The organism is Streptomyces sp. NPDC037401 (genome assembly GCF_055602345.1).
The window spans coordinates 21,564-44,725 of record NZ_JBVJWO010000018.1; the positions used below are offsets into that span (position 1 = coordinate 21,564).

The 23,162-nt window shown below is 70.2% G+C and carries 19 protein-coding genes and 4 pseudogenes; 13 read left to right on the top strand and 10 right to left on the bottom strand.

From position 1 onward, the window contains the following. Positions 1 to 35: 35 nt before the first annotated feature. Positions 36 to 425 carry a hypothetical protein gene (locus ACZ7H1_RS20660; protein ID WP_470788498.1) on the bottom strand — a complete coding sequence of 130 codons (390 nt, stop codon included), beginning with the start codon at positions 423 to 425 and terminating at the stop codon, positions 36 to 38. Between the two features lie 353 nt (positions 426 to 778). Here ACZ7H1_RS20660 and ACZ7H1_RS20665 point away from each other — a divergent pair, with 353 nt between their 5' ends. Together ACZ7H1_RS20665 and ACZ7H1_RS20670 are read left to right on the top strand one after the other, a co-directional pair. Continuing rightward, positions 779 to 1,654 (top strand): hypothetical protein, encoded by an 876-nt coding sequence (locus ACZ7H1_RS20665; protein WP_470788500.1) that lies wholly within the window; start codon positions 779 to 781, stop codon positions 1,652 to 1,654. Between the two features lie 353 nt (positions 1,655 to 2,007). After that, on the top strand, positions 2,008 to 2,205 hold the full coding sequence (locus ACZ7H1_RS20670) for a DUF1272 domain-containing protein (protein WP_470788501.1): 198 nt from the start codon (positions 2,008 to 2,010) through the stop codon (positions 2,203 to 2,205). 154 nt (positions 2,206 to 2,359) lie between these two features. Here the strand turns inward: ACZ7H1_RS20670 and ACZ7H1_RS20675 are convergent, their stop codons facing one another. The 3 genes and pseudogenes from ACZ7H1_RS20675 to ACZ7H1_RS20685 form a co-directional block, all read right to left on the bottom strand. Beyond that, positions 2,360 to 2,524 (bottom strand): hypothetical protein, encoded by a 165-nt coding sequence (locus tag ACZ7H1_RS20675; RefSeq protein WP_470788502.1) that lies wholly within the window; start codon positions 2,522 to 2,524, stop codon positions 2,360 to 2,362. Between the two features lie 392 nt (positions 2,525 to 2,916). Continuing rightward, positions 2,917 to 3,123, bottom strand: a pseudogene (locus ACZ7H1_RS20680) (hypothetical protein); the annotation flags it as partial. A 228-nt stretch (positions 3,124 to 3,351) separates the two neighbouring features. Next, positions 3,352 to 3,996, bottom strand: a complete 645-nt coding sequence (locus ACZ7H1_RS20685) for a dihydrofolate reductase family protein (protein WP_470788503.1) — start codon at positions 3,994 to 3,996, stop codon at positions 3,352 to 3,354. 363 nt (positions 3,997 to 4,359) lie between these two features. Between ACZ7H1_RS20685 and ACZ7H1_RS20690 the strand changes: the two genes are divergently transcribed. The 4 genes and pseudogenes from ACZ7H1_RS20690 (at position 4,360) to lysA (ending at position 7,811) form a co-directional block, all read left to right on the top strand. Further along, the gene (locus tag ACZ7H1_RS20690) at positions 4,360 to 5,451 is read left to right on the top strand and encodes a PP2C family protein-serine/threonine phosphatase (protein ID WP_470788504.1); all 1,092 of its coding nucleotides are present in this window, start codon (positions 4,360 to 4,362) and stop codon (positions 5,449 to 5,451) included. 239 nt (positions 5,452 to 5,690) lie between these two features. After that, positions 5,691 to 5,905 (top strand): annotated as a pseudogene (locus tag ACZ7H1_RS20695) (helix-turn-helix domain-containing protein); the annotation flags it as partial. A gap of 218 nt (positions 5,906 to 6,123) precedes the next feature. After that, the gene (locus tag ACZ7H1_RS20700) at positions 6,124 to 6,480 is read left to right on the top strand and encodes an SAV_915 family protein (protein ID WP_470788505.1); all 357 of its coding nucleotides are present in this window, start codon (positions 6,124 to 6,126) and stop codon (positions 6,478 to 6,480) included. Beyond that, the gene (lysA, locus tag ACZ7H1_RS20705) at positions 6,369 to 7,811 is read left to right on the top strand and encodes a diaminopimelate decarboxylase (RefSeq protein WP_470788507.1); all 1,443 of its coding nucleotides are present in this window, start codon (positions 6,369 to 6,371) and stop codon (positions 7,809 to 7,811) included. The genes ACZ7H1_RS20700 and lysA overlap by 112 nt, the downstream gene beginning before the upstream one ends. A 43-nt stretch (positions 7,812 to 7,854) precedes the next feature. Here the strand turns inward: lysA and ACZ7H1_RS20710 are convergent, their stop codons facing one another. The 5 genes and pseudogenes from ACZ7H1_RS20710 to ACZ7H1_RS20730 all read right to left on the bottom strand — a co-directional run bounded on the left by ACZ7H1_RS20710 (position 7,855) and on the right by ACZ7H1_RS20730 (position 14,650). Further along, positions 7,855 to 8,025, bottom strand: a complete 171-nt coding sequence (locus tag ACZ7H1_RS20710; RefSeq protein WP_470788508.1) for a hypothetical protein — start codon at positions 8,023 to 8,025, stop codon at positions 7,855 to 7,857. A 77-nt stretch (positions 8,026 to 8,102) separates the two neighbouring features. Then, positions 8,103 to 10,039, bottom strand: a pseudogene (locus tag ACZ7H1_RS20715) (APC family permease). Between the two features lie 61 nt (positions 10,040 to 10,100). Continuing rightward, entirely contained in the window at positions 10,101 to 10,328 is a 228-nt protein-coding gene (locus tag ACZ7H1_RS20720; RefSeq protein WP_470788510.1) for a hypothetical protein, read from the bottom strand. 36 nt (positions 10,329 to 10,364) lie between these two features. Next, the gene (gene kdpB, locus ACZ7H1_RS20725) at positions 10,365 to 12,515 is read right to left on the bottom strand and encodes a potassium-transporting ATPase subunit KdpB (protein WP_470788512.1); all 2,151 of its coding nucleotides are present in this window, start codon (positions 12,513 to 12,515) and stop codon (positions 10,365 to 10,367) included. A gap of 251 nt (positions 12,516 to 12,766) precedes the next feature. Next, positions 12,767 to 14,650: an APC family permease gene (locus ACZ7H1_RS20730; RefSeq protein WP_470788513.1), complete on the bottom strand. Its 1,884-nt coding sequence runs from the start codon at positions 14,648 to 14,650 to the stop codon at positions 12,767 to 12,769. A gap of 243 nt (positions 14,651 to 14,893) precedes the next feature. Here ACZ7H1_RS20730 and kdpF point away from each other — a divergent pair, with 243 nt between their 5' ends. From kdpF to ACZ7H1_RS20755, 5 genes are all read left to right on the top strand, one after another. Continuing rightward, positions 14,894 to 14,983 (top strand): K(+)-transporting ATPase subunit F, encoded by a 90-nt coding sequence (gene kdpF, locus ACZ7H1_RS20735; RefSeq protein ID WP_362044984.1) that lies wholly within the window; start codon positions 14,894 to 14,896, stop codon positions 14,981 to 14,983. Positions 14,984 to 15,418: 435 nt separating this feature from the next. Further along, positions 15,419 to 17,899, top strand: a complete 2,481-nt coding sequence (locus ACZ7H1_RS20740) for a DUF4118 domain-containing protein (RefSeq protein WP_470788514.1) — start codon at positions 15,419 to 15,421, stop codon at positions 17,897 to 17,899. Between the two features lie 636 nt (positions 17,900 to 18,535). Further along, the gene (locus ACZ7H1_RS20745; RefSeq protein WP_470788516.1) at positions 18,536 to 19,342 is read left to right on the top strand and encodes an SDR family NAD(P)-dependent oxidoreductase; all 807 of its coding nucleotides are present in this window, start codon (positions 18,536 to 18,538) and stop codon (positions 19,340 to 19,342) included. A 159-nt stretch (positions 19,343 to 19,501) separates the two neighbouring features. Continuing rightward, positions 19,502 to 20,026, top strand: coding sequence for a hypothetical protein (locus ACZ7H1_RS20750; protein ID WP_470788517.1), 525 nt, complete (start codon positions 19,502 to 19,504; stop codon positions 20,024 to 20,026). Continuing rightward, entirely contained in the window at positions 20,023 to 20,349 is a 327-nt protein-coding gene (locus tag ACZ7H1_RS20755) for a Tn3 family transposase (RefSeq protein WP_470788518.1), read from the top strand. The genes ACZ7H1_RS20750 and ACZ7H1_RS20755 overlap by 4 nt, the downstream gene beginning before the upstream one ends. Before the next feature lie 90 nt (positions 20,350 to 20,439). Here ACZ7H1_RS20755 and ACZ7H1_RS20760 read toward each other — a convergent pair whose 3' ends face one another. Beyond that, complete coding sequence (locus ACZ7H1_RS20760) at positions 20,440 to 21,690, bottom strand: MFS transporter (RefSeq protein ID WP_470788520.1); 1,251 nt, start codon at positions 21,688 to 21,690, stop codon at positions 20,440 to 20,442. Positions 21,691 to 21,955: 265 nt separating this feature from the next. Between ACZ7H1_RS20760 and ACZ7H1_RS20765 the strand changes: the two genes are divergently transcribed. Together ACZ7H1_RS20765 and ACZ7H1_RS20770 are read left to right on the top strand one after the other, a co-directional pair. After that, a complete protein-coding gene (locus ACZ7H1_RS20765; RefSeq protein WP_470788522.1) occupies positions 21,956 to 22,654 on the top strand; it encodes a recombinase family protein in 699 nt (232 codons plus the stop codon). After that, a pseudogene (locus ACZ7H1_RS20770) lies at positions 22,537 to 22,827 on the top strand (GNAT family N-acetyltransferase); the annotation flags it as partial. The gene ACZ7H1_RS20765 and the pseudogene ACZ7H1_RS20770, both read left to right, overlap by 118 nt. Between the last annotated feature and the right edge of the window lie 335 nt (positions 22,828 to 23,162).

Below are 23,162 nucleotides of genomic sequence, written 5' to 3' on the forward strand. Positions count from 1 at the left end.
GCCGGCCCGGGCAGGGCGACAGTCGTGCCGTCAGATCAGAAAGGGGTGGACGGAGGCGGAATGCGGGCCAGGAGTTCACGGGCGGCCCGGATCACGTCTGCGTCGATCTCCTCCGGGGACGCCTGCGGTCCGGTGTGGTCCCAGCGCGCCAGCACCAGGTCGACGACGGGTGCCAACTCCTCGGACTCCCCGTAGGCCGCGGCCACCTCGTTGACGATGAGCAAGGCGCCCTCGTCGGGGTCGAGCCATCCACCGACGATCTCGGCCGCCCACCAGCGGGCGAGCGCCAACCGGCCCTCCCAGTAGCCCTCGGGCGGGTGGAAGCCGAACCCGAGCTCGTCCGCTACCAGGCCGAACAGCTCCGCGGCCTCGCCCTCCTCACCTCGCAGCAGCCCAGCGAGGAGCGGCGGCGAGGGTGTCTCCACGCCGGCGATCAGGGCACGGACGGCGGCATGCTGCCACAACGCACCGACGACCGGCCGGCGAGTATCACAGGCTCGGGTCCGACGCCGAGCACGCCACCCCGGGCCCCCGGCGGAGTACGGCACCACCTGGTCCAAGTCCGCACCGCACACGGCCGAACCTCGCCTGGGTTGCGCAGGAGGCGATGGTGCCTGCTTGCCGCTGTCACACGCCTGTGACGCGGACCGGACCATTCCACCCAACAAGATCACTAACTTTGCTCCTGCAGCCAGCAGCCCGAACTCAACGGCCTCCACCGGAAGAGACCACGGCATACGGCTCTCCTTACACACCACCCACGCTTCAAGGAGTCGTCATGCGTACCGCCCTCCGCGCCACCACCGCCGCCCTCGCCCTCTTCGGCGCGGCGATCGCCACGCCCGCCGCGGCCTTCGCGGCCTCTTCCCCGGCCCAGCAGGCTTCCCCCGCGCGCAGCCTGGTGGTTGCCGAGAACTGCATCAAGAGCAAGGTCATCCCGTCCCTGTTCTCCGGCCTGACGGTCAAGCTGACCAACAGCGCCCACACCGGCGCCAAGGCCCAGCTGCGCGACGAGAGCGGCAAGGTCCTGGGCACGGTCGACCAGACCAAGCCGCTGGACCTGGCCGGCGGCCTGCGGATCGACGGCGTGCTGTCCGAGGCACCCGTGTTCAAGCAGCGCACGCAGGGCGGCAGCACGCCGTGGACCGCCACCGCGTTCCCGAAGCTGTCGAAGCACTGCATCACCGTGGGCCGCCTCCACTCCACGACGAAGTACGGCAACCTGACCGTCAAGACCTACAAGGCCGGCCCGCAGATCTTCAGCTCGCACATCGTCGAGAACGGCAAGCGCGTCGGCTTCCTGAGCCCGGCGCCCAACGCCTACCAGGACGTCCGCAAGGTCGGCCAGCGCTACGTCCGCCTCACCATCGACGGCGAGATCCACAGCTGGACCGGCGCCACCACCACCTCCGCGAAGCTCGGCGTGTACAAGGTCGCGGGCGGCACGAAGGTCCGCCTGGTGAAGAAGGACGGCCTGTACGGCGTCAAGATGACCTCGCGCGGCACCTGGAGCAACTGGACCTACTTCGCCAAGGGCAAGTCCGTGATCCTCCAGAGCGACAACACCATCGTGGTCCTGAACGCGAACGGCACCCTCTCCAACTTCGTCCACGGCGTCGCCCGCCAGACCGCCCCGGTCTGGAAGCACGCCTGATCACGCGGCGGATCACCCGCCGGATCGCCGACTCGATCCAGCGCCTGACCACCCACTGACCCGGCTCGACCACACCCCACCCGCACGACCCCGAAGGGGGCCGCCCTGCCGACACCCGGCGGGGCGGCCCCCTTCCGGGTTTGCCGGACGCCGATGTCCCGTCCACACCGTGGATAGGCCGTGGACACGCGTCCAGGAACCCTGGACCGTCGGCGGCTTCAGGGGGCGCGACCCCGGCCGGATCCTACGCAAAGCTGTCCCCTTCGATGCTTTCAGGACAAGATCCTTGTGCTGAAGATGGACATCCGACTTCCTCTGACAGCACTCGGGCAATGGACGCCCGTAGGAGAGCCATGGCCTTGGAGATGCGCGACCGCTGCGAACGATGTGAACGTGCCCTGCCGCCGCAGGACTCGTCCGCACGTATCTGCTCGTACGAGTGCACGTTCTGCGTTCCCTGCGGCGACGCCATGCAGGACACATGCCCCAACTGCGGCGGTGAACTCGTCGCCCGCCCCCGCCGTGCGCCGGCCCCGCTGCCGGACCGGTGATCCGCCACCGGACCGGTCAGTAATGCCGACACCGGTCCACTCATGGATCGGAGCCCAGCCAGAGCACGGGCCGGCACCGGCTGCGCGCCTGTGGGGTGATGCCCGACCGGAGAGGCCGGGCATCACCCCGCAGCAGCGGGTCACACCCTCCGCGTCACTGGCCCTCGCCGCCGCCCTTCAACAGCATGAGCAGCAGGACCACAACCCCGCCGCCGGTCACGATGGCCGGCCCCATCGCCGGGTCGCGGTAGGCGAGATAGGTGACAACGCCCCCCAGGGAAATCGTGACGATAGCGGTCAGATCGATGTGTGCCTTCACGCTGGCCCCCCTCGGCCTCGGGGGTCCGCCGTGCGCTGCTTCCGCCAGGACGCGGCGAGCGACGGACCGACTCGTCAGGCCCGCCGCAACACGAAGGGCCCGCAGCCAGCTGGCGACGGACCCATAAAAGACATGGGAGTCCCCAACCAGCTTAGGACGGGGCGGATTTCGATCACCCCGGGGGTTCCTTCATGTCTTCTTGCTCCCGGAGCCTTCCCCGCCGCCGACGGACTCACACCCACTACAGGTCGGACGTGGCCGAGGACGTCGCCCCAGAGGGCACCGGCGCCTGAAGCGAACTCAGGTGGGTGACCACACGCGCCGGTCCGCGCGTCCACCCGCCCCCGTACGGGCCTGCTCCGTACCCGGCCGACCAGCCCTACGACTGCTCGTCAGTGGAAGCCGAGCATGCCGGGCGAGTCGATGTCGACCGTCACGGTGCCGGGCGGGTAGGCGTCCTCGCGGCCGGTGAGCAGGATGGACATGCCGGTGAACTCCGGGCGCGGGAGTGCGCAGTACAGAGCGTGGCACGTGTCGGCACTTCCGTAGCCGTCGCGGATCATCGTGCCCACACTGACGGCGGAAACGGTGTCGAGCACGGCGCTGGCGTCGAGGATGATCACGCGGCGGTGTCCCGGGCGACCCGGGCCTTCTCGGCAGCGATCTTGTAGATGTTGGCCAGGACGTCGGGGGCCTGGTCGAATTCCTCGTCGCCGATGCCGACCCCGATCACGCGGCGTACGACCTCGCGATCGGCCGCCGGCCGCTCGGCACGCTGTGCGGTGGTCGGCTGCTCGGCAGTCAGGGCTGCGCGGCGCAGGGTGGCCTCAGGCGTCGCTTCCGGCCCCGCGGTCGGGTGCGCTCATGTCCCCCGTCGCCGGGATGCCGTCGGCGAGCCCGTAGCGCAGGTACACGGTGCCGTTCGGGCTGGCTGCCGGGGGCGCGAGGAGCGTGAGGTTGCTGGGTACCGCCCCGTCGTCGAACACCTTCTTCCCGACGCCGAGCACGATCGGGTGCAGCCAGAGGTCGAGACGGTCGAAGAGCTTCTCGCGCAGGAGGGTCTGCACGAGGTTCAGGCTCCCGACGACCTTCACGTTCTCGTGCCGGTCACGGATCTCGCGCACGGCGTCGGCGAGGTCCGGGCCGAGCTGCGTGGACCCGGCCCACGAGAGGTCGGGCCTGCCGCGAGAGGCCACGTACTTCGGGACGCCGTTGAAGAGCGTGGCGATGTCGTCGTCCTCGCCGCCCTCCTGGTGGGGCCAGTAGGCGGCGAAGATGTCGTACGTCCGCCGGCCGAGCAGGAGTGCGTCCGTGCCTTCGTACGCGGCACCGATCTGCGCCCCGGCGACCTCGTCCAGCAGGGGAGCCTGCCAGCCGCCGAACGGGAATCCCACCGGGTCCTCGTCGGGGCCGCCGGGCGCCTGCCCGACGAGGTCGAGGGTCGCGAACAGCTCGATGTGGATGAGGCCCATGGCTTTACTCCCCATGAGTCGGGTGTCTCGGTTGTCTCTTCAGGAGATAGACCTGCGGGTGCCCGCAGACTCATCGCCACGACGGCACCCGGCTTCACCCAGTCTGGCGGAATGCCCGCGAGGTCGCCTCGCCGGCGACCGGTGAGGCGAGCTCACCAGGCACTACGTGGACGAGGCGCAGTCGAGCGAGTGCGGCGGAACGGCCCGCTCCGACCCTGCCGGGCACCGCCCCAGACAAGCCAAGAATTCGAACATATGTTGCGTTATGGGCATGGAGCTCTTCGACTGGGGAGCGGGAGGGGCAGGAAGCCGCCCCTGTTCGTCAGAGCGCTATGCACCTATTGCACGGATATTGTGGGTAGCGTGATCGAGTCTGGACGGCCGCGGCACCCTCGGCGCTACGGCCGGGGGTGGCTGGTGCGGCTGTCGCCGGTCTTCCTGACCGTCGTGATCGCCAGCCTGGCCTACGCCACTCCGCCGGAAATGGCCTTCAGCCGCCTCCTGCCCGCGGCCCCGGCCCTGGCCGCCGCCATGTGGCCGGTCCTCCCCACCGTCCTGCTCGGCACCGTCTGCCTCCTCCTGATGATCGGCCTCAGCCTCGTCTTCCCCGACCTGGGAACGTGGTGGACGGCTGCGGGCATCATCGCGGTCACCGTGGCCGCCGCGTACGGAAGCCACGTCCGGCTCCAGCGGGAGCGCACCCTCTTCCAGGTACGGCTCGTCGCCGACGCGGCGCAGCAGGTGGTGCTGAGCCCGATGCCGCGCCGCTACGGGAACGTCGAGATCGAGTCGCTGTACCTCGCGGCCGCCGCCGAGGCCCGCATCGGCGGGGACTTCTACGAGGTGGTCGACACGCCATTCGGGGTCAGGCTGCTCATCGGCGACGTGCGCGGCAAGGGCCTGCCGGCGGTGGGAGCGGCCGCGGCGATCGTCAACGCATTCCGGGAGGCGGCGTACGGCGAGACCGACATGGTCAACGTCGCACGCAGGCTGGACGCCAGCAGCACCCGTTACAACGCCGCCTTTCCCCCCGACGGGCCCATGGAACGCTTCGCCACCGCCCTTCTCGCCGAGATCCCGCACGAGGGCAGACGCATCAACATCCTCAACTGCGGACACCCCCCGCCGCTGCTCCTGAACCACGGGAAACTCCGTGTCCTCGAGCCCGTCACCCCCGCGCCGCTGCTCAGCCTCGCGGAGCTGATCGGCGATCACTACAACGTCGACACCTTCGACTTCGCCCCCGGCGACCTGCTGCTCCTCTACACGGACGGGATCGCCGAGGCCCGCGCCCGCGACGGCGAGTTCTTCCCGCTGGCAGCGTGGATGCGTCGACAGCCACCGACACCGCCCCGCGAACTGCTCACGGCCCTTCACCGCGACCTCCTCCGCTACACCAGAGGGCGCCTCGACGACGACATCGCCGCCCTCGCCGTACGCCTGAGTGCTCCCTGAGGCTCACCGTTGCACTGATCATCAAGCGATCTCGGCAATCCCGGTGTTTCCACCGGAATGGTCCTGCCCGGGGACTGGGGATCGCGCCACCTGCCCGCCCCGTCCCGGCCTTGCGGCGCGGGCGGGTGGCGCGGGTCTTGCGGTCGGCTCCAGAGATCGGGGTGGTGGGTGTGAGCGGGTACATCGAGGAGCAAGAGCGGACCGGGCGCCGGGTCGGGCGTCAACGGCTCTGGGTCGGGATGACTCAGGCCGACCTCGCCGCCGCCCTGGGCCGGACTCAGGGATGGGCATCCGAGCTGAAGAAGGGCCGGATCGAGCTGGACCGAGCCGGGCTGATCAACATCGTGGCCGCCGCGCTCCACTGCCATCCGAACACCTTGATCGAGCGCCCGTACTCAGGCGGGGAGCCGAGACCAAGTGGCAGGAATCCGCGGCCTCCATCATCCGGGAGCTGGGCCCTCTCACGCCGCGATCGACGACCCTGACGGATTCCTGACGCCGCCCGACGCAGGCCGTCAGCGATGCGTATGGACTCGGCCGGTCGCCGTAAGAGCCCCGTTATGGGACGACCACAGGTGCGGGAACACGGGGGTAGCTTCGGTGTCGTGCCCCGGACCGCCTCCCCGCATCCGGGGCCCCACCTGCCACTCGTGGTTCCTCTGGGAGGGCCCCATGTGTTTGTTCCAGTACGACGACGACCCCGAGCCTGAAGAACGGGTCCCGGCCGGACCCCTCTACGTGCCCGTCCGGCCGGGGACCGCGGAGGTGGTGCTCCGGATGTTCCGCACCCCTCTGGGCGACCGCACCGCCGTCGGATTCACCCGCCCCGACCTGCTGGCGACCACGCTCGGCGCGGAGCAGCCCTGGATCCGGCTGTCCGAGTCGGCGCTCCGCGCGCTTGCCGCGCCGCTCGGCGCGTGCCGCCTGACGATCGACCCGACCTTCACGGCTCCCGCCGTCACCCCGGTACCGGTGCCGGCGCGGACGCCCGCGGTTCCGGCCCGTGCTCTGCGAGGGGGGTCCCGGTGACCACTGCCGTTCTCTCCGAGGTCGCCGCCGGCGCGGAGGACCTGTCCATATGGCCCGCGTCGACGGAGCGGCTCCCGCGCGGTGGCCTGGCCGTCGGCGGGGTGTCTCTCGCGGAGGTGGCCGAGCGCTTCGACACACCGGCCTACGTCGTCGACGAGGCCGAGGTGCGCGGGCGCTGCCGGACCTACCGGGATGCCTTCCCCGACGCCGAGGTGCTGTACGCCGCCAAGGCGTTCCTCTCCCGCGCCATGGTGCGCTGGGTCCGGGAGGAGGGACTGGGTCTGGACGTGTGTTCCGCCGGCGAACTGGAACTGGCCGTCACGGCCGGTTTCCCGCCCGAGCGGATCGTGCTGCACGGCAACGCGAAGTCGCCCCGTGACCTGGAGGCGGCGCTGCGCCTCGGGGTGGGGCGGATCGTCATCGACGGTCCCTCGGAGATCGCCCGGATCGCGGCCGCCGTCGGGCCCGACAGGCGCCAGAAGGTCATGGTGCGGGTGGTTCCGGGCGTCTCCGCCGGCGGGCACGACAAGATCCGTACGGGCACGGACGACCAGAAATTCGGGCTCTCGCTCACCGACGGGGGCGCGCAGCACGCCGTCACGAGGATCCTCGGCCAGCCGCAGCTCGAACTGACCGGCCTGCACTGCCACATCGGCTCACAGATCACCCAGGTCAAACCCTATCTGGTGGCCCTGCGCCGGATGGTGGGACTGATGGCCCGCATCCGCGACGCGCACGGCGTCGTCCTGCCCGAACTGGACATGGGCGGCGGCCACGGCATCGCCTATCGACCGGGCGAACCCGCCCTCGACCTCACCGCACTGGCCCGACGGCTGCGCGCCGAACTCGTCGAGGGCTGCGCCGCCGCCCGGCTGACCGTTCCCCGGCTCACCATCGAGCCCGGGCGGGCGGTGGTCGGTCCGGCCGGAGTCGCCCTCTACAGGGTGCTCGCCGTCAAGCACACCGGTGAGAAGGTGTTCGTCGCCGTCGACGGCGGCATGAGCGACAACCCGCGCCCCGCGTTGTACGGGGTGCGCTACGCGCCTCGACTCGTCGGCCGCCGCTCCACTGCCGGATCCCGCACCACGACCGTGGTCGGCCGGCACTGCGAGGCCGGCGACGTCCTCGCGGCGGACGTGGAGCTGCCGGGCGACCTCCACCCCGGCGACCTGCTCGCCGTACCGGTGGCCGGCGCCTACCAGCTGTCCATGGCATCCGGCTACAACCTCGTCGGCCGCCCGGCGGTCATCGCGGTCCACGAAGGTACCGCCCGGGTGCTGGTCCGGCGCGAGACGCTGGAGGACTTCCGCAGCCGGGACATCGGCGGCTAGGCCCGCCACGTCGCGCCTACGGAGGACACTGTGGAGTGCTGCTCTACGGCCGGTAGACGAGCTCGATCACCATCGCGGTGATGACAAAGACCCCGATCCCGAGCAGCCATAGAGCGTCGAGGGCGGCGCCTGTGGTGCTGACGGTCAGGCCCGCCGCCCCCAGGACGAGTACGGTCCGGCGGATTCCACGGTCGGGGCGCGATCGAGTGGTCACAGTAGTGCGAATCCCGTTGGACCCTCGCCATGGCGAGGGTCCAACGGGATTCCTGTCGGCGTCTTGATGCGAACAGGTCAGCCCGCGTGGACGTGGGGGCGGCGGGCGCGGTCCGGTTCGGCCTCGCGGATGACCTCGCGGGTGACCGGGGCGACCTCGCCCTGCCCGAAGAGGAAGAAGCGCAGGAAGTTGGCCATCGGGTTGCCTTCGGTCCACTCGAAGTAGATGTGGGGGCGCTGCCCGGTCTCGTCCCGTACGTGGAGCAGGAGGGCGGCCAGCGCGTGGGGACGGTGGAGCTCTCCAGGGTCAGGACGCGGTAGCGGTCGTGGAGGACCTCGCCTCGGACCCGGAGGCCGGATTCGAATTCGGACGGGTCCAGGACGGTGACCTCGACGAACATGACGTCATCGCCGGTCGGGATGTCGTTGCCCCGACGGATCTGCTCGACCTTTTCCCGGTACTCGGCCTTGTCCCGGTTGTCGGGCTCGTTCGCGATGAACCTGATCGTGCGGCTGGCCGTGTCGCGGATGAACCGCTGCGCCATGTCGTCCAGCTCGACGTGCGTGACGCGCAGCTCGAAGACCCGGGCGAGCCGGGACAGCAGCGACAGTGCCATGATGCCCGCGATGAAGCAGGCACCGATCTTCACGCCGTCCGGGCGCTCCACGACGTTGACCGCGGTCGTGTAGATGAAGACGGCGGAGATGATTCCGAAGCCGATGGTCCAGCCGCGCTCGCCGGCCCGGCGGGCGGCGATGGTCACGGCGACGGCCGCCGAGGTGATCAGGACGAGGACACCGGTGGCGTACGCACCGCCCTGCGCGTCCACGTCGGCGTCGAAGATCCACGTCACCAGGAACGCGACCAGGGTGAACACGATGACCATCGGCCGCAGCGCGCGGGCCCAGTGCGGGGCCATACCGTAGCGGGGCAGGTGACGGGGCATGAGGTTGAGCAGCCCGGCCATGGCCGAGGAGCCGGCGAACCACAGGATCAGGATCGTGGAGATGTCGTAGACCGTGCCGAAGGCGGAGCCCAGGTACTCGTGCGCCAGATAGGCCAGCGCGCGGCCGTTGGCCTCGCCGCCCGGCTCGAATTCGTCGGCGGGGATGAGCAGCGTCGTGATGAAGCTGGAGCAGATCAGGAAGACGCTCATGATGATGGCCGCGGTCGTCAGCAGCTTCTTCGCCCCGCGGATCCGGCCCGTCGGCTTGTCCTCGGTGTCGTCCGGGTCACTCTGGACGTGCGGCATGACCGCCACGCCCGTCTCGAAGCCCGACAGCCCGAGGGCCAGCTTCGGGAACACGACCAGCGCGATGGCGATCATCATGAACGGGTTGCCGTGCTCTGTCGTCAGCGCTTGCGACCAGTCCGTGATGACGTGCGGCTCGGTGACCACGTTCCACAGGCCGACCGCCACGACGACGACGTTCAGGCCGAGGTAGGTCACCACCAGGACGACGGCCACGCCGATGGCCTCGCTGAACCCCTTGAGGAAGACTGCCCCGAGGAGCGCGATCATGATCAGAGTGATCAGCACCTCGTGCCCGTGCAGGGTGCTCGTGAGGTGCGGGTTCTCCACCAGGTGCGCGGTCGCGTCCGCGGCCGACAGCGTGATGGTGATGAGGAAGTCGGTCGCCGCGAACCCCAGCAGGGTCAGGACGAACAGCTTCCCCTTCCAGAACGTCAGCAGCCGCTCCAGCATGGCGATCGAGCCCTCACCATGGGGGCTCTCCTCGGCCACCCGCCGGTAGACGGGCAGTGCGCCGAAGAGGGTGAGCAGGACGAGCACGATGGTCGCCAGCGGCGACAGCAGACCGGCCGCCAGCGCCGCGATACCGGGCTGGTAGCCGAGCGTGGAGAAGTAGTCCAGACCCGTCAGGCACATCACCCGCCACCACGGCCGGCCATGGGGCTGGGCCGCCGCCTCCTTGGCGGCGGGCGAACTCGTCTGGGCGGTCAAGCCTTCCAGCATCCACGCGCGCAGGCGCGAGGAGCGGGCAGGGGTGGCCATCGTGGGGGCTCCTGTCGTACGGCAAACGACATCGACGGCTGCGCAAGCGTAGGCAGGCTGATCAAATATGCACGTGAGCGAGCAAACCCTGACGCGTCCTTAACGCAAACAGAGCCACGTGTGGCGTAGTGAAGGCCGGGTTGCCGGTCAGCGGAGCCGCAAGGACCACTCCTGCTTCGAGGCACTTGCCGTTGGCCGCCCGGAACTTGTAACCGTTGTAGGTCCGCTTCTGCTCGTTCGTAAACCACTCGGTGTCATACAGGTCGGTGCCCACGGTCTTGAACACCATGACGTTGAATGTTCTCGTTCTCGGGGCGCAAGGGCTTCAGCCGATGCCGGGGATGGTGGACACCAGCAGGTCGATGAGCTTGATTCCGATGAAGGGCAGGATCAGGCCGCCGAGGCCGTAGACGGCGAGGTTGCGGCGCAGCAGGTCGTGTGCGGAGGCGGGGCGGTAGCGGACGCCGCGCAGGGCGAGCGGGATCAGGGCGACGATGATCAGGGCGTTGAAGATGATCGCCGAGGTGATCGCGGAGGTCGGGCTGCTCAGGCCCATGACGTTCAGCGCTTCCAGGCCGGGGTAGGCGGCCGTGAACATCGCGGGGATGATCGCGAAGTACTTCGCGACGTCGTTCGTAATGGAGAAAGTGGTGAGGGCTCCGCGGGTGATGAGGAGCTGCTTGCCGATCTCGACGATCTCGATGAGCTTGGTGGGGTTGGAGTCCAGGTCCACCATGTTCCCGGCCTCCTTGGCGGCCGAGGTGCCCGTGTTCATCGCCACGCCGACATCGGCCTGCGCCAGCGCCGGGGCGTCGTTCGTACCGTCACCGGTCATCGCGACGAGTTTGCCGCCGGCCTGCTCCCGCTTGATGAGGGCCATCTTGTCCTCGGGCGTGGCCTCGGCGAGGTACTCGTCGACCCCCGCCTCTGCGGCGATGGCGCGGGCCGTCAGCTCGTTGTCACCGGTGACCATGACCGTACGGATCCCCATGGCGCGCAGCTCCGCGAACCGCTCCCGGATGCCGTCCTTGACGACGTCCTTGAGGTGGATGATGCCGAGGACCCTCGGGCCGTCCCAGTCGTGGACCGCGACCAGCAGAGGGGTGCCCCCGGACTGCGACACGGCGGCCGACCACTCGGCGGCCTCGGGTTGCAGGACCCCGCCGCGCGCCACCACCCAGTCGCAGACCTGAGCCACCGCTCCCTTGCGGATGGCGCAGCCCGCGCCGTTGTCCCAGCTCAGGTTGACGCCGCTCATGCGGGTGCGGGCGCTGAACTCGGTGAAGCGGGGGTTGCTCAGCTCCTCGGCGGCGGCGGGCTGGAGCCCGTGCCGCTGGGCCAGGTTCACGACGGACCGGCCTTCCGGAGTCTCGTCGGCGAGGGAGGACAGCTGTGCGGCGTCCGCGAGCTTGATCTGGTCGACACCGGGCAGCGGGATGAAGGCCGCGGCCTCCCGGTTGCCGTGGGTGATGGTCCCGGTCTTGTCGAGGAGCAGGGTGTTCACGTCTCCCGCCGCCTCGACGGCGCGTCCGCTCATCGCGATCACATTGCGCTGGACGAGCCGGTCCATGCCCGCGATACCGATCGCCGAGAGCAGCGCGCCGATCGTGGTCGGGATCAGGGTGACGAGGAGGGCCACGAGCACGGTCGTCGACTGGGCGGCGCCCGCGTACGCGGCCATCGGCTGGAGGCTCACCACGATCAGGATGAAGATCACGGTGAGGGCGGCCAGCAGGATGTTGAGCGCGATCTCGTTCGGGGTCTTCTGCCGGGACGCCCCTTCGACCAGGGCGATCATCCGGTCGATGAAGCTGTTCCCCGGGCGGGAGGTGACCCGTACGACGATCGCGTCGGAGAGTACGGTCGTACCGCCGGTGACGCCGGAGCGGTCGCCGCCCGACTCCCGCAGCACGGGGGCCGATTCGCCCGTGACGGCGGACTCGTCGACCATCGCCGCTCCGTCGACCACATCGCCGTCGGCGGGGACGAGCTCCCCCGCTTCGACGAGGACGAAGTCGAAGGGCTGGAGGTCGGCGGGGGTGACCACCTCGGTTTCGGCGGAGCGCAGGTTCGTCCCGTACGTCCAGTGGTTGAGGCGGACCGCGACCGTGTCGGTCCGCGCCTTCCGCAGGGACTCCGCCTGCGCACGGCCCCGGCCCTCGGCGACCGCCTCTGCGAGGTTGGCGAACAGGACCGTCAGCCAGAGCCAGACGCTGATCACCCACGTGAAGACGGACGGGTGGACGAGCGCCGAGAGGGTGGTGAGGACGGATCCGACCGCGACGACGAACAGCACCGGCTTCTTCACCAGTTCGCGCGGGTGGAGCTTGGCGGCGGCCTCCCGCGTCGAGGCCGCGAGGAGCTCGGGCTCCAGCACATTCACCTGGCCGGAGCGTTTCCGTGGCGGTCGGTTGACCGGAGTCCGCGGAGGGGTCCCGAGACCCGGAGGAATGTGCTGCGCGGCGGCGGGAGGCATGAAGCGACCTTCTCGTGGGTTCGGCTGGGCACCCCCCTGCCGGCAAGGCTTGGCAAAGGACGGGTGCGGGGCGTCGCCACCGGGGGATGTCTCCACCGACCCCTCGGCCGTCATGTGGAGACCCGGTCTCCCGGCAGCACAACAGGCAGGAAACTACTGCCCGTTCCGGAGGTATCCGCCATCCGGCCGGGGGAATTGCCACCTTCTTGACGGCGGCGCAAGAGACGCGTAAAGCCACCGTCAAGGGCATGTCAACGTGCGTCGGTGGTGATGCGGAAACGCAGCCGGCAGATGACCGCGTCGGTGTCCCGGCGGAGGGCGTGGGCGACGACCGAACCGCGCTGGTTCTGGAGCAGCCGCTGCCACAGGCGGGCGGGTTCGGTCTCCGGAATGAGTACGGTCACCTGCGCGTCCGGGTGCGTCAGCGCCAGCTCGCGCACGTAGCCGGACACCGGGCGGCCGAGCGAGCGGGTGTCCGAGGACAGCTCGACCAGCTCGACGCCGGGCTTCCACAGCTCCCAGTCCCGCCGCAGCGCCTCGGCGGCCTGCCGGTCCTCGGGCGCCGGGTGGGTGACGGTCACCGCGAGGACCTCGTCGCCGAGGGAGCGGGCGGCGGTGAGTGCCTGGCAGGTCAGCCGGGACAGCCCGGAGACGGGTACGACGACCAGGGAGCGGGAGCGCCGGGGCGGCTGCGGGATGCGGCCGAGTTCAAGGCGTGCGCCGATCTCGGTGTAGGCGCGGTGGACGCGTCCGAAGGCGAGGACGATCAGCGGCAGGGCGAGGACGATCAGCCAGGCGCCCTCGGTGAACTTGGTGGCGGTGACGACGACCGCCGAGACGCCTGTCAGCGCCGCGCCGAAGCCGTTGAGGGCCGCCTTGGCCTGCCAGCCCTTGGGGCGCTCGCCGTACCAGTGCCGGACCATGCCGACCTGGCAGACGGTGAAGCCGACGAACACGCCGATCGCGAAGAGCGGGACCAGGGTGTTGGTGTCGCCGCCGGAGAAGACGAGGAGAGCGCCGGAGACAAGCGCCAGCCACACCACTCCGTGGCGGTGTACCTGGCGGTCGGCCTTGAGGGCGAAGACGTGCGGCAGGTGGTTGTCGCGGGCCAGCAGGCTCATCAGGACGGGCAGGCCGCCGAAAGAGGTGTTCGCGGCGAGCGCCAGCAGCACCATGGTCGCGAACTGCACGACGTAGAAAGCCGCGTTGTGTCCGAAGGAGGCGTCGGCGAGCTGGGCGAGGACGGTGACGCCGTCGACGGGCTGGAGGTGGAAGCGGCCGATCAGGACGGACAGGCCGATCAGCATCACACCGAGCAGGGCGCCGAGCGCCACTTCGGTGCGCTGGGCCCGGCGGGCGGCCGGCGCCCGGAAGGACGGCACGGCGTTGGCGACGGCCTCGACGCCGGTCAGGGCCGAGCAGCCCGCCGCGAACGCCTTGAGGAGGAGCAGTGCGCCGACGGTGGTGGCGCCGTCCCCGAGGGCGGAGGCGTGCCCGGCGGCCGAGGCGGTACTGGCCGGCCCGTCACGGAACAGGCCGACCACCACCATCGCGAGGATCGACCCCACGAACACGGCGGTCGGGACGAGGAACGCCTTCGCCGACTCCACGACCCCGCGCAGGTTCACGGCGGTGACGAGGACCAGGACACCGAGGCAGATCCAGACCCGCTCCCCGTACAGCCCCGGAAAGGCCGAAGTCAGCGCTGCCACACCGGCGGTGACGGAGACGGCGACGTTCAGCACGTAGTCGAGGATCAGCGAGGCCGCGGCGACCAGGCTCGTCCGCCGGCCCAGGTGCCGCTTGGCGACCGCGTACGAGCCGCCGCCGTCCGGGAACGCGGCGATCACCTGCCGGTACGAGGCCACCAACACCGCCAGTAGCGCGGCGATGGCAAGCGTGACGGGAAGGGTGAACCCCATGCCGTACGCACCGGCCGCCGCCAGCACCAGCACGATCGACTCAGGGCCGTATGCCACGGACGCCATCGCGTCCAGCGACAGCGCGGACAAGCCCTGGAGGGCGGTCAGCCGATGCCGGTCCCCCGCCGAGGAGGTGCCGACGCCGGTATCAGGCGGCTCCTCCGTGCAAGGGGTCTGTCCTGCCGTGCCCGGCTGTCCCATGTGTATGGCCATCTCTTGCTGTTCCTCCATTGGGGCAAAGTGAGGACAGCGTCGGAATGGCATGACTGGAATACCAGTGCTCTTGGCGATATCCATACGGCTGCAGACCCAGTCTTCACGCGCTCCTGACGGCAATGCCGGGAAGCCGTATGAGGTGCGTCAAGACCTCATCAGGGAGCGCGGCTCCGCGTCCGGCCGCGGGCAGGCTTGATGTGGGGCGAGACAGCGCCCGCCGGGCGGCAAAGGGAGTTCCAGATGGATGCTGAGAACGTAGTCGGGCTGCTCGTCGCCCTGGCTCTGCTGGGCTATCTCGTGGCCGCCCTGATCAGGCCCGAGAAGTTCTGAACTTCCGAACCCGGATCGGCCTCTCCGGACGGGAGGCACCACATGTCCGGGTACCGGCTCCACGACCGTGCCGCCTTGCTCGCGGCCCTCGTGGCCCCCTTCATCGTTGCGCTCGCGCTCGGGCTGCGCGGCTGCCGCTTCGAGTACGGAACCCTGATGGGGCACCTGCCCGGCTGGAACACGGCGGCGGCCTGTGGCTGCGCCGCCCGGGCCGGATCACGGAGTACGCGGACTGGCCGGACGGGGAGACCGAGCTGCGGGTCGTCGGCGGCGGCCAGTACTACGGCCGCTTCCTCCTCGACGCGCACCCCGGCCGCCCGCTGCCGCCCGAGGAGGCCCGTTTGGTGGCCGTCGCGCTGTCCTCACAGGCCGGCGCCGCGCGGCAAGCTCCGCATCTACCTCGGCGCAGCGCCGGGCGTCGGCAAGACCTACGCCATGCTCTCCGAGGCGCACCGCCGGATCGAACGGGGCACCGACTGCGTCGTCGGTTTCGTCGAGCACCACAACCGTCCGCGTACGGAGGTGATGCTGCACGGGCTCGAACTCGTACCGCGGCGCGAGATCGAGTACCGCGGCTCCACCTTCACCGAGATGGACGTCGACGCGATCCTCGCCCGCCGCCCAGCGGTCGCGCTGGTGGACGAGCTCGCCCACACCAACGTGCCCGGCTCGCGCAACACCAAGCGCTGGCAGGACGTCGAGGAACTCCTCCAAGCCGGCATCAACGTCGTCTCCACCGTCAACATCCAGCACCTGGAATCGCTCGGCGACGTGGTCGAGACGATCACCGGTGTCCGCCAGCGCGAGACCGTCCCCGACGAGGTGGCCCGTCGGGCCGACCAGATCGAGCTGGTCGACATGTCCCCGCAGGCACTGCGCCGACGCATGGCCCACGGCAACGTCTACAAGCCCGACAAGGTCGACGCCGCCCTCTCGAACTACTTCCGGCCCGGAAACCTGACCGCGCTGCGTGAGCTGGCGCTGCTCTGGGTCGCAGACCGGGTCGACGAATACCTCCAGGAATACCGGGGCGAACACAACATCCGCTCCACCTGGCAGGCCCGCGAACGCATCGTCGTCGGCCTCACCGGCGGTCCGGAGGGCCGTACGCTCATCCGGCGCGCAGCCCGCCTCGCCGAGAAGGGCGCCGGTGGCGAGGTCCTCGCCGTCTACATCGCCGCCAGCGACGGCCTCTCCTCGGCCTCGCCCAAGGAACTCGCGGTCCAGCGGACTCTGGTGGAAGATCTCGGCGGTACCTTCCACCACGTCATAGGCGACAACGTCCCCGACGCGCTCCTGGAGTTCGCCCGCGGGTGCAACGCCACCCAGATCGTGCTCGGCGTCAGCCGCCGCCGCTCCTGGCAATACGCCTTCAGCCCCGGCGTCAGCGCCACGGTAGCCCGCGAATCCGGCCCCGACCTCGACGTCCACATCGTCACGCACGACGAGGCCGCCAAGGGTCGCGGCCTGCCCGTCGCCCGCGGCGCGCGGCTCGGCCGGTCCCGCATCATCTGGGGCTGGCTGACCGGCGTCGGCGGCCCCGCCCTGCTCACCGTCCTGCTGAGCCAAGTCGTGCCCGACCTCGGTCTGGCGAACGACATGCTGCTCTTCCTGACCTTCACGGTGGCGGCGGCCCTGCTCGGCGGACTCCTGCCCGCCCTGGCGTCGGCGGCCTTCGGGTCCCTGCTCCTGAACTACTACTTCACCCCGCCACTGCACGAGTTCACCATCTCCGACCCGAAGAACATCGTGGCCATCGCGATCTTCGTCGGTGTGGCGGTGTCGGTGGCCTCCGTGGTCGACCTGGCCGCCCGGCGCACCCACCAGGCCGCCCGGCTGCGCGCCGAATCCGAGATCCTCTCCTTCCTCGCCGGCAGCATCCTGCGCGGCGAGAACTCCCTCGACGCCCTCCTCGAGCGGCTCCGTGAGACGTTCGCCATGCAGTCGGTCGTCCTCCTGGAGCGCACCAGCGACGTCGACCCCTGGACCACGGCGGCATCCGTCGGCACCGGCCCGGTCAGCCGCCCCGAGGACGCGGACGTGGACCTGCCCATCGGCGAGAACATGGCGCTGGCCCTGACCGGCCGCCCCCTGCCCGCCGAGGACCGGCGCGTGCTCGGCGCGTTCGCCGCCCAGGCAGCCGTCGTACTCGACCGCCAGCGCCTGGTCGACGAGGCCGGCAAGGCGCGCGAGCTCGCCGAGGGCAACCGCATCCGTACAGCCCTGCTGGCCGCCGTCAGCCACGACCTGCGCACCCCGCTGGCCGGCATAAAGGCCTCCGTCACCTCGCTGCGCTCCGACGACGTCGAATGGTCGGACGAGGACAAGGCCGACCTCCTCGAAGGCATCGAGGACGGCGCCGACCGCCTCGCGGCCCTGATCGGGAACCTCCTGGACATGTCCCGCCTGAACACCGGCACCGTCGTCCCCCTGATCCGCGAGACCGACCTCGACGAAGTCGTCCCCATGGCCCTGGGCGCCGTACCCGAGGACAGCGTCGAACTCGACATCCCCGAAACCCTCCCCATGGTCGCCGTGGACCGCGGCCTGCTGGAGCGGGCCGTTGCCAACATCGTCGAGAACGCCGTCAAGTACAGCCCCGACGGCCGGCCGGTCCACGTCTCCGCCAGCGCGCTGGGGAGCCGGGTCGAGCTCCGGGTGGTCGACCGCGGACCCGGCGTCCCCGACGAAGCCAAGGACCGCATCTTCGAACCGTTCCAACGGCACGGCGACGCCCCGCGCGGCGCCGGAGTCGGCCTCGGCCTCGCCGTCGCCCGCGGCTTCACCGAGGCCATCGGTGGCACCCTCACCGCCGAGGACACCCCCGGCGGCGGACTCACCATGGTCCTCACCCTCCCCGTAGCGGGTGGCACCCCGCCGGTCACCGCGGAGCTCCCGACCTCAGCGGTGAGCTGACATCGCGGTCGGCGACCGAAACACGAGAGCCGTCCGGCCCGGTATCCCCACACCGGAGAGCCAGACGGCTCATGTGTTGTGCGACGGGTGACCGGCACGCGGTCGCATCGGTCCGTACCCCCACGGTGGGACCATGCGCCCTTTCGGCGGTGCTTGGGTCACCGCCCACCAGCCGCGTGCCGCCGTAGCGTCATCCCGCTCCGTCGCACCACCAGTCTGCGCACGGCCGACGGCCTTCGCAGCACTCCTTGACGCGTTCCTTCCGGGCGGAAGCCGATCTTTGACGCGGCCCTGACGACGGGCGTCAGAAGGCCGTCAAGGAGCCGCCCAGGGCTTGCCCGAGTTCCCCCGATGCGCTGGGATTGCGGGCATGAACAGCGGCCCGCGCTACGACGATCGGCCACCGTCACGGCGAAGCCGTGACGGGGTCACGTCGGTGCGGCCGACGGCGCCCGCTGTCCGCCCGGCCTTCTGACACCGGCCGCGCGTCCTGCGCGTACCTGCCACCAGCCCCCTGAAGGGCGCTGATCGAGGCTTCGTACGCATCCTCACCTTCACCGCATGACCTGAGCCCACGTCCCTGCCCGACGCAGGGGCGCCGGGCGCATCGGCCATGCCCGATTCCGGGAATCCCACATGTCTTCATCCCTGTCCGGCCGTACCGTCCTCGTCACCGGAGCCACCTCCGGCATCGGCTTCGAGACCGCCCGCATGCTGGGCGAACGCGGTGCCACCGTCCTTCTCCACGGCCGCACCCCCGAGGAGGCCCGGACGGCCGCCGACCGGCTGGTCGCCACCGCGTGCATCGACGGCGCCCGCCTGCACCCGCTCGCCGCCGACTTCTCCCGCCTGGAGGAGGTCGAGAACCTCGCCCACGCCGTCGTACGCGAACACCCGCTCCTGCACGCCCTCGTCAACAACGCGGCCATCGCGGCGCCAGAGCGCCACACGCTCACGGCAGACGGCAACGAGATCGCCTTCCAGGTCAACTTCCTCGCCCACTACCTCCTCACCAACCTGCTGGAGCAGGCACTCACCAGCGACCCCGGCGGTCGCGTCGTCAACGTCTCCTCCTCGCTGCACCGCACCGCCGCCATCCAGTGGAACGACCCCCAGCGCGTGCGACGTTACGCCCGACTCGCCGCCTACGCCCAGTCGCAGCTGGCGCTGACCGTCTTCGCCGCCGACCCGCGCGTCACCGCCGTCTCCGTCAACCCCGGCGTGTGCGAGACCGGCCTGCTCCCGCTGTACGGACTCGAAGGCGCGCCCGCCGCCGAGGGCGCCCAGCACGTCGTGCATCTGTGCGACCCGGCCACCGAGATCGTCAACGGCGCCTACTACGACCGCTCCGAGCGCGTCGCCCCGGCCGCCGCCGCCACCGAGGAGCGCACCGTCAAACGCCTCAACAAGCTCGCCGACCTCCTCGTCGGCCACACCGCCTGAAGGGGCCGGAAGACATGTCGAAGCGCGCACGCAAGAAGAGGGCCCGCCGCAAGAAGGGCTCCAACCACGGCAGCAAGCCCTCCTGCTAGCCAGCAGCCCACCCCGTGGGGCGGTCCTCCGACAGGTCCGCCCCACTTCCATGCCGTCGAAGGAACCCTCGTGACCAACCTGCCGTCCCACCGGCTCCCGGCCCTCACCCGGTGGTTCCCCACCGGGGCCCCGGGCCCGGCCGCCCTGACCGAACACGTCCTGACCACCGAGGCCGGCCGCTGGTGGGTGGACCGTGCCATCCAGCCGCGCGTGATCGCCGCCGAATGCGGGGACCACGTGCTCCTGCGCGGAGACCCGCAAACCATCTCTCCGAGGGACCTCACCGTCTTCGCGGACCACTACCTGGAAGCCCCGGGCCACTTCCTTCCGCTGATCGGAGCCGCGTTTCGCCAGGTGGTGCCGTGGCAGCGTGTGGTGTACGTCAAGCGCACCCCCGTGCCCGCCGCCCGACCACCGAGGGGTGTCACCCTGCGCAGGCTGAACGCACGGGATGCCCGGGCACTCACCACACTTCCGCCCGCGATGAGCTGGATCCACCGCACCTGGGGCGGTCCTGGCGCCCTCGCCCGCTCCGGCTACGCCTGGGCGGCTTTCCAGGGCGACCGCCGGAGCTGCGGGACTACAGCCTGGTGAAGCGGCTCGCGCTGCTGGTGTGCCTGGTCCACAAGGAGACCGCGAAATTCAACGCGCTGCTCACGAACGCGGTGATCTTCCACAACGCCCTGGACATCGCCGAGATCGTGCGCCAGCTCCAGGAGGAGGGCTACGTCATCGACCCCGAGGACCTGGCCCATATCTCGCCGTACCTGACCGAGCACGTCCGCCGCTTCGGCGAGTACTCCACCCATGAGCTCGGCCTCGTGCCCGAGGCGTACGACCCGCATCTGGACGTCGACTTCAGCCCGCTGCGCGGTGCCGCCCCGCCCGCGCCGGACGGCTACGGTCAGGCGGCCTGACCACCCATGTCATGTCGCTACTCCAGCGGCCACGCGATGCACACACACTGTTCCATGCCACGCGGAAGGCTCCTGGCACCTACTCCCTGGTCATCTCGTCGCTTCCGCAGCAACGCCCGGCTGCGGCCGGGTCCGCATACCCCAGCGGGCAAGAGATGGGCCAGCAGCACCCAGCATTGCGAAGAACAACGCCAGCAGCAGCCAGCCCGCCGTGCCGAGGCCTAGCACCACCGTGGTGAGGATCGCGGGGGCGAGAGCCTGGCCCGCGTTGAAGCCGAGGCCGAAGACACCTTGGTACTGGCCCTGAGCATGGTCGGGGGCAAGACCGAAACCCAGGGCGAAGGCGGCTGAGGACTCCCAGACTTCTCCCAGGCTATGAACGAAGATCGCGGCCAGGACCAGTCCTGCTGCCGCCCAGACAGGGGCGTACGCCGCCAGCGCCATCATCGGACAGCTGACGAGGAAGAGCAGCCCCGCCGTACGAAATGCCCTACCGCCGTCGTACGGGGTCTCGATACGGGAGCCGATCCTGGTCTGCATCAGTACGCAGAAGGCCGAATTGACTCCGAACAGCGCGGCCACCGTCCAACGCGGCGTTTCGGTGTGCTCGGAGATCCAGATCGGCAGGAGCAGGGAGACCACCGGGTACTGCAGTCCCATGGCCCCGTAGAGGGCGGTGAACGTCAGGAACGGACGGTCCGCGAAGACGAGCCAGCGCCGCTGACGTGGCGGCGCTGCCAGCACCGGATAGCGGGGCAGCAGAAGCAGAAGCACCGCGCACAGGGCGAAGCTCGCCGCGTTGCCGAGAATCAGCGTGACATAGGCGCCGCGGGTGTCCGCGGCTAGCGCCAGCCCGGCACCCACCGTTCCCAGGATGACGCCCAGGTTGACGAAGGTGCGCAGCTTCGCCCGGAACATGGCCGGCCGCTCACCCCCGACCCGGACCACCAGAGCCCCCCACGCCGCCCCTCCGACCGCCGCGGCGATCTGGTCGACCGTCGCGATGATCGTGAGCGCGGCCCAGCTCTCGACGAGGACGAGGGCCGCCATCGATACCGCCTGGACCGCGAGGGCCAGCATCATGATCACGCGTGCACCGCGCCGGTCAGCGAGATGCCCCCCAGGTATCCCCGCGCACAAGCCGATCACTCCGGCGATGGTGAGCGCGGCACCGACCTGCACCGCCGGCAGGCCCACGACCAAGGTGAAATAGAGCGCCGACGCCGCGTTGAACAGACCATTGCCGACCCGGTTGACGAAACTGGCGGCGATCAGCACGCGCTCCGGCCCGCTGTCCCCCGCCATCCGGCCTATTCGACCTGCTAAACCGCCCTTGATCATGGACCGCAGGCTAACAGCGCCGCAGAACCCGCCGCAGTCGTACGAAGATCTCGTTCCCTAACGGCGACGCAGGCCCCGACGCGTGTTCCATCCCCTGAAGGCCGGCGTCGGCAAACGATCGTTTGACGACAGGACGCCCGGCCGTCCAATGAACCCGTGCAATCCGGGGCTTCGAGGCGGCGCGAATCCAATCAGATCCGATGGTGGTTGCTGACAGGGTTTGACGACAGATAAGGTCCGATCCTTCGTACGGAGCGGCCCTTCAGTGGCGAACCTGGTCTACAAGCGGGTCTCGACCGACCAGCAGTCCACCGCCCGGCAGAACCTCGTCCTGGCCGAGGCCGGGATCGAAGGCCCGGTCGTCTTCGAGGAGGACCCCGGCACCTCCAGCCGCCTCCACCCGCTCCAGCGGCCGACGTTCCGCGAGCTGCTCACCTACGCGCGGCCGGGCGATACCGTGCACATCTCCGAGATGTTCCGCCTCGTACGCGGCACCGGCCACATCCTCGACGTGCTCGACGTCCTCCACCGCGACCAGGTCGCCCTGCGCATCCACGACGGCGCGTTCTCCGCGATGGACCTCACCGCCCGCCACCCACGCACCGGCGAGCTGCTGTCCACCGTGAAGTTCATGGTGCAGACCCTGGCCGCCGCCGGCGAACTCCAGCGCGACCTCCAGCGCGAGCCGGCCTACGACGGACTGCGCGCCGCCGAGGCCAGGGGCAGCAAGGGCGGTCGCCGCCCCGCCGTCCCGGCCGGCAAGACCGCCGACGTGCGCGCGCCAGTTGGGGCGGACCCGCCGGGCTCGCCACCTCCGGCCACGCCTGGGCGGCGATCGCCAAGGGCCGGATCCTGTCCATCGCCTGCACCTACTCCCTCGGCAGCGCCTACGAGGACATCGCGGTCGTCACCGTGCCCGATCGCCGCCGCGAGAGCCTCGCACTGGCCTCTGTCGCCGGCCTGACGGCCGGCATCCAGGCGCGGGGACACACAGCGAGCTGGTGCTGCTCGCGCGACAACCGGCCCAGCAGGCTGCTGGCCTGGACGGCCGGCTTCCGGCTGACCCGCGAATACGTCCACCACGCCACCGGGCGCGCCCTGTCACGCGAGGTCCGGTCGACCCCGGTGCCCGCCTGAACGCCAAGCACACGCCCGCCGTCGCCACCTCTCGGAACAGGACCGTTCCGACGCTGCGCATTCCGCCTCCACGCGAGTCGGCGCTGACCGCGCGGTGAACGCGACGCCGGCCCGGCTCCCCGATACTCCGCCTTCACCCCTTTCAACGGAGCAGCCGTCAGTACCCCGTCAAAGTCGCAGTCGGCTCGCGTCAGGAGCGCGTCAGGGCTGTGTCGTTCAGCTCTTCGCTGGTGTTCGCTGGTGAGGTTGAGGTCTTACGAAGGAGTCGGGTACGGATGGGCACGGAGGGTGTCGTAGGCATCGCCATCGAGGTCAGCCCGGTCGGGCGTCCGGGG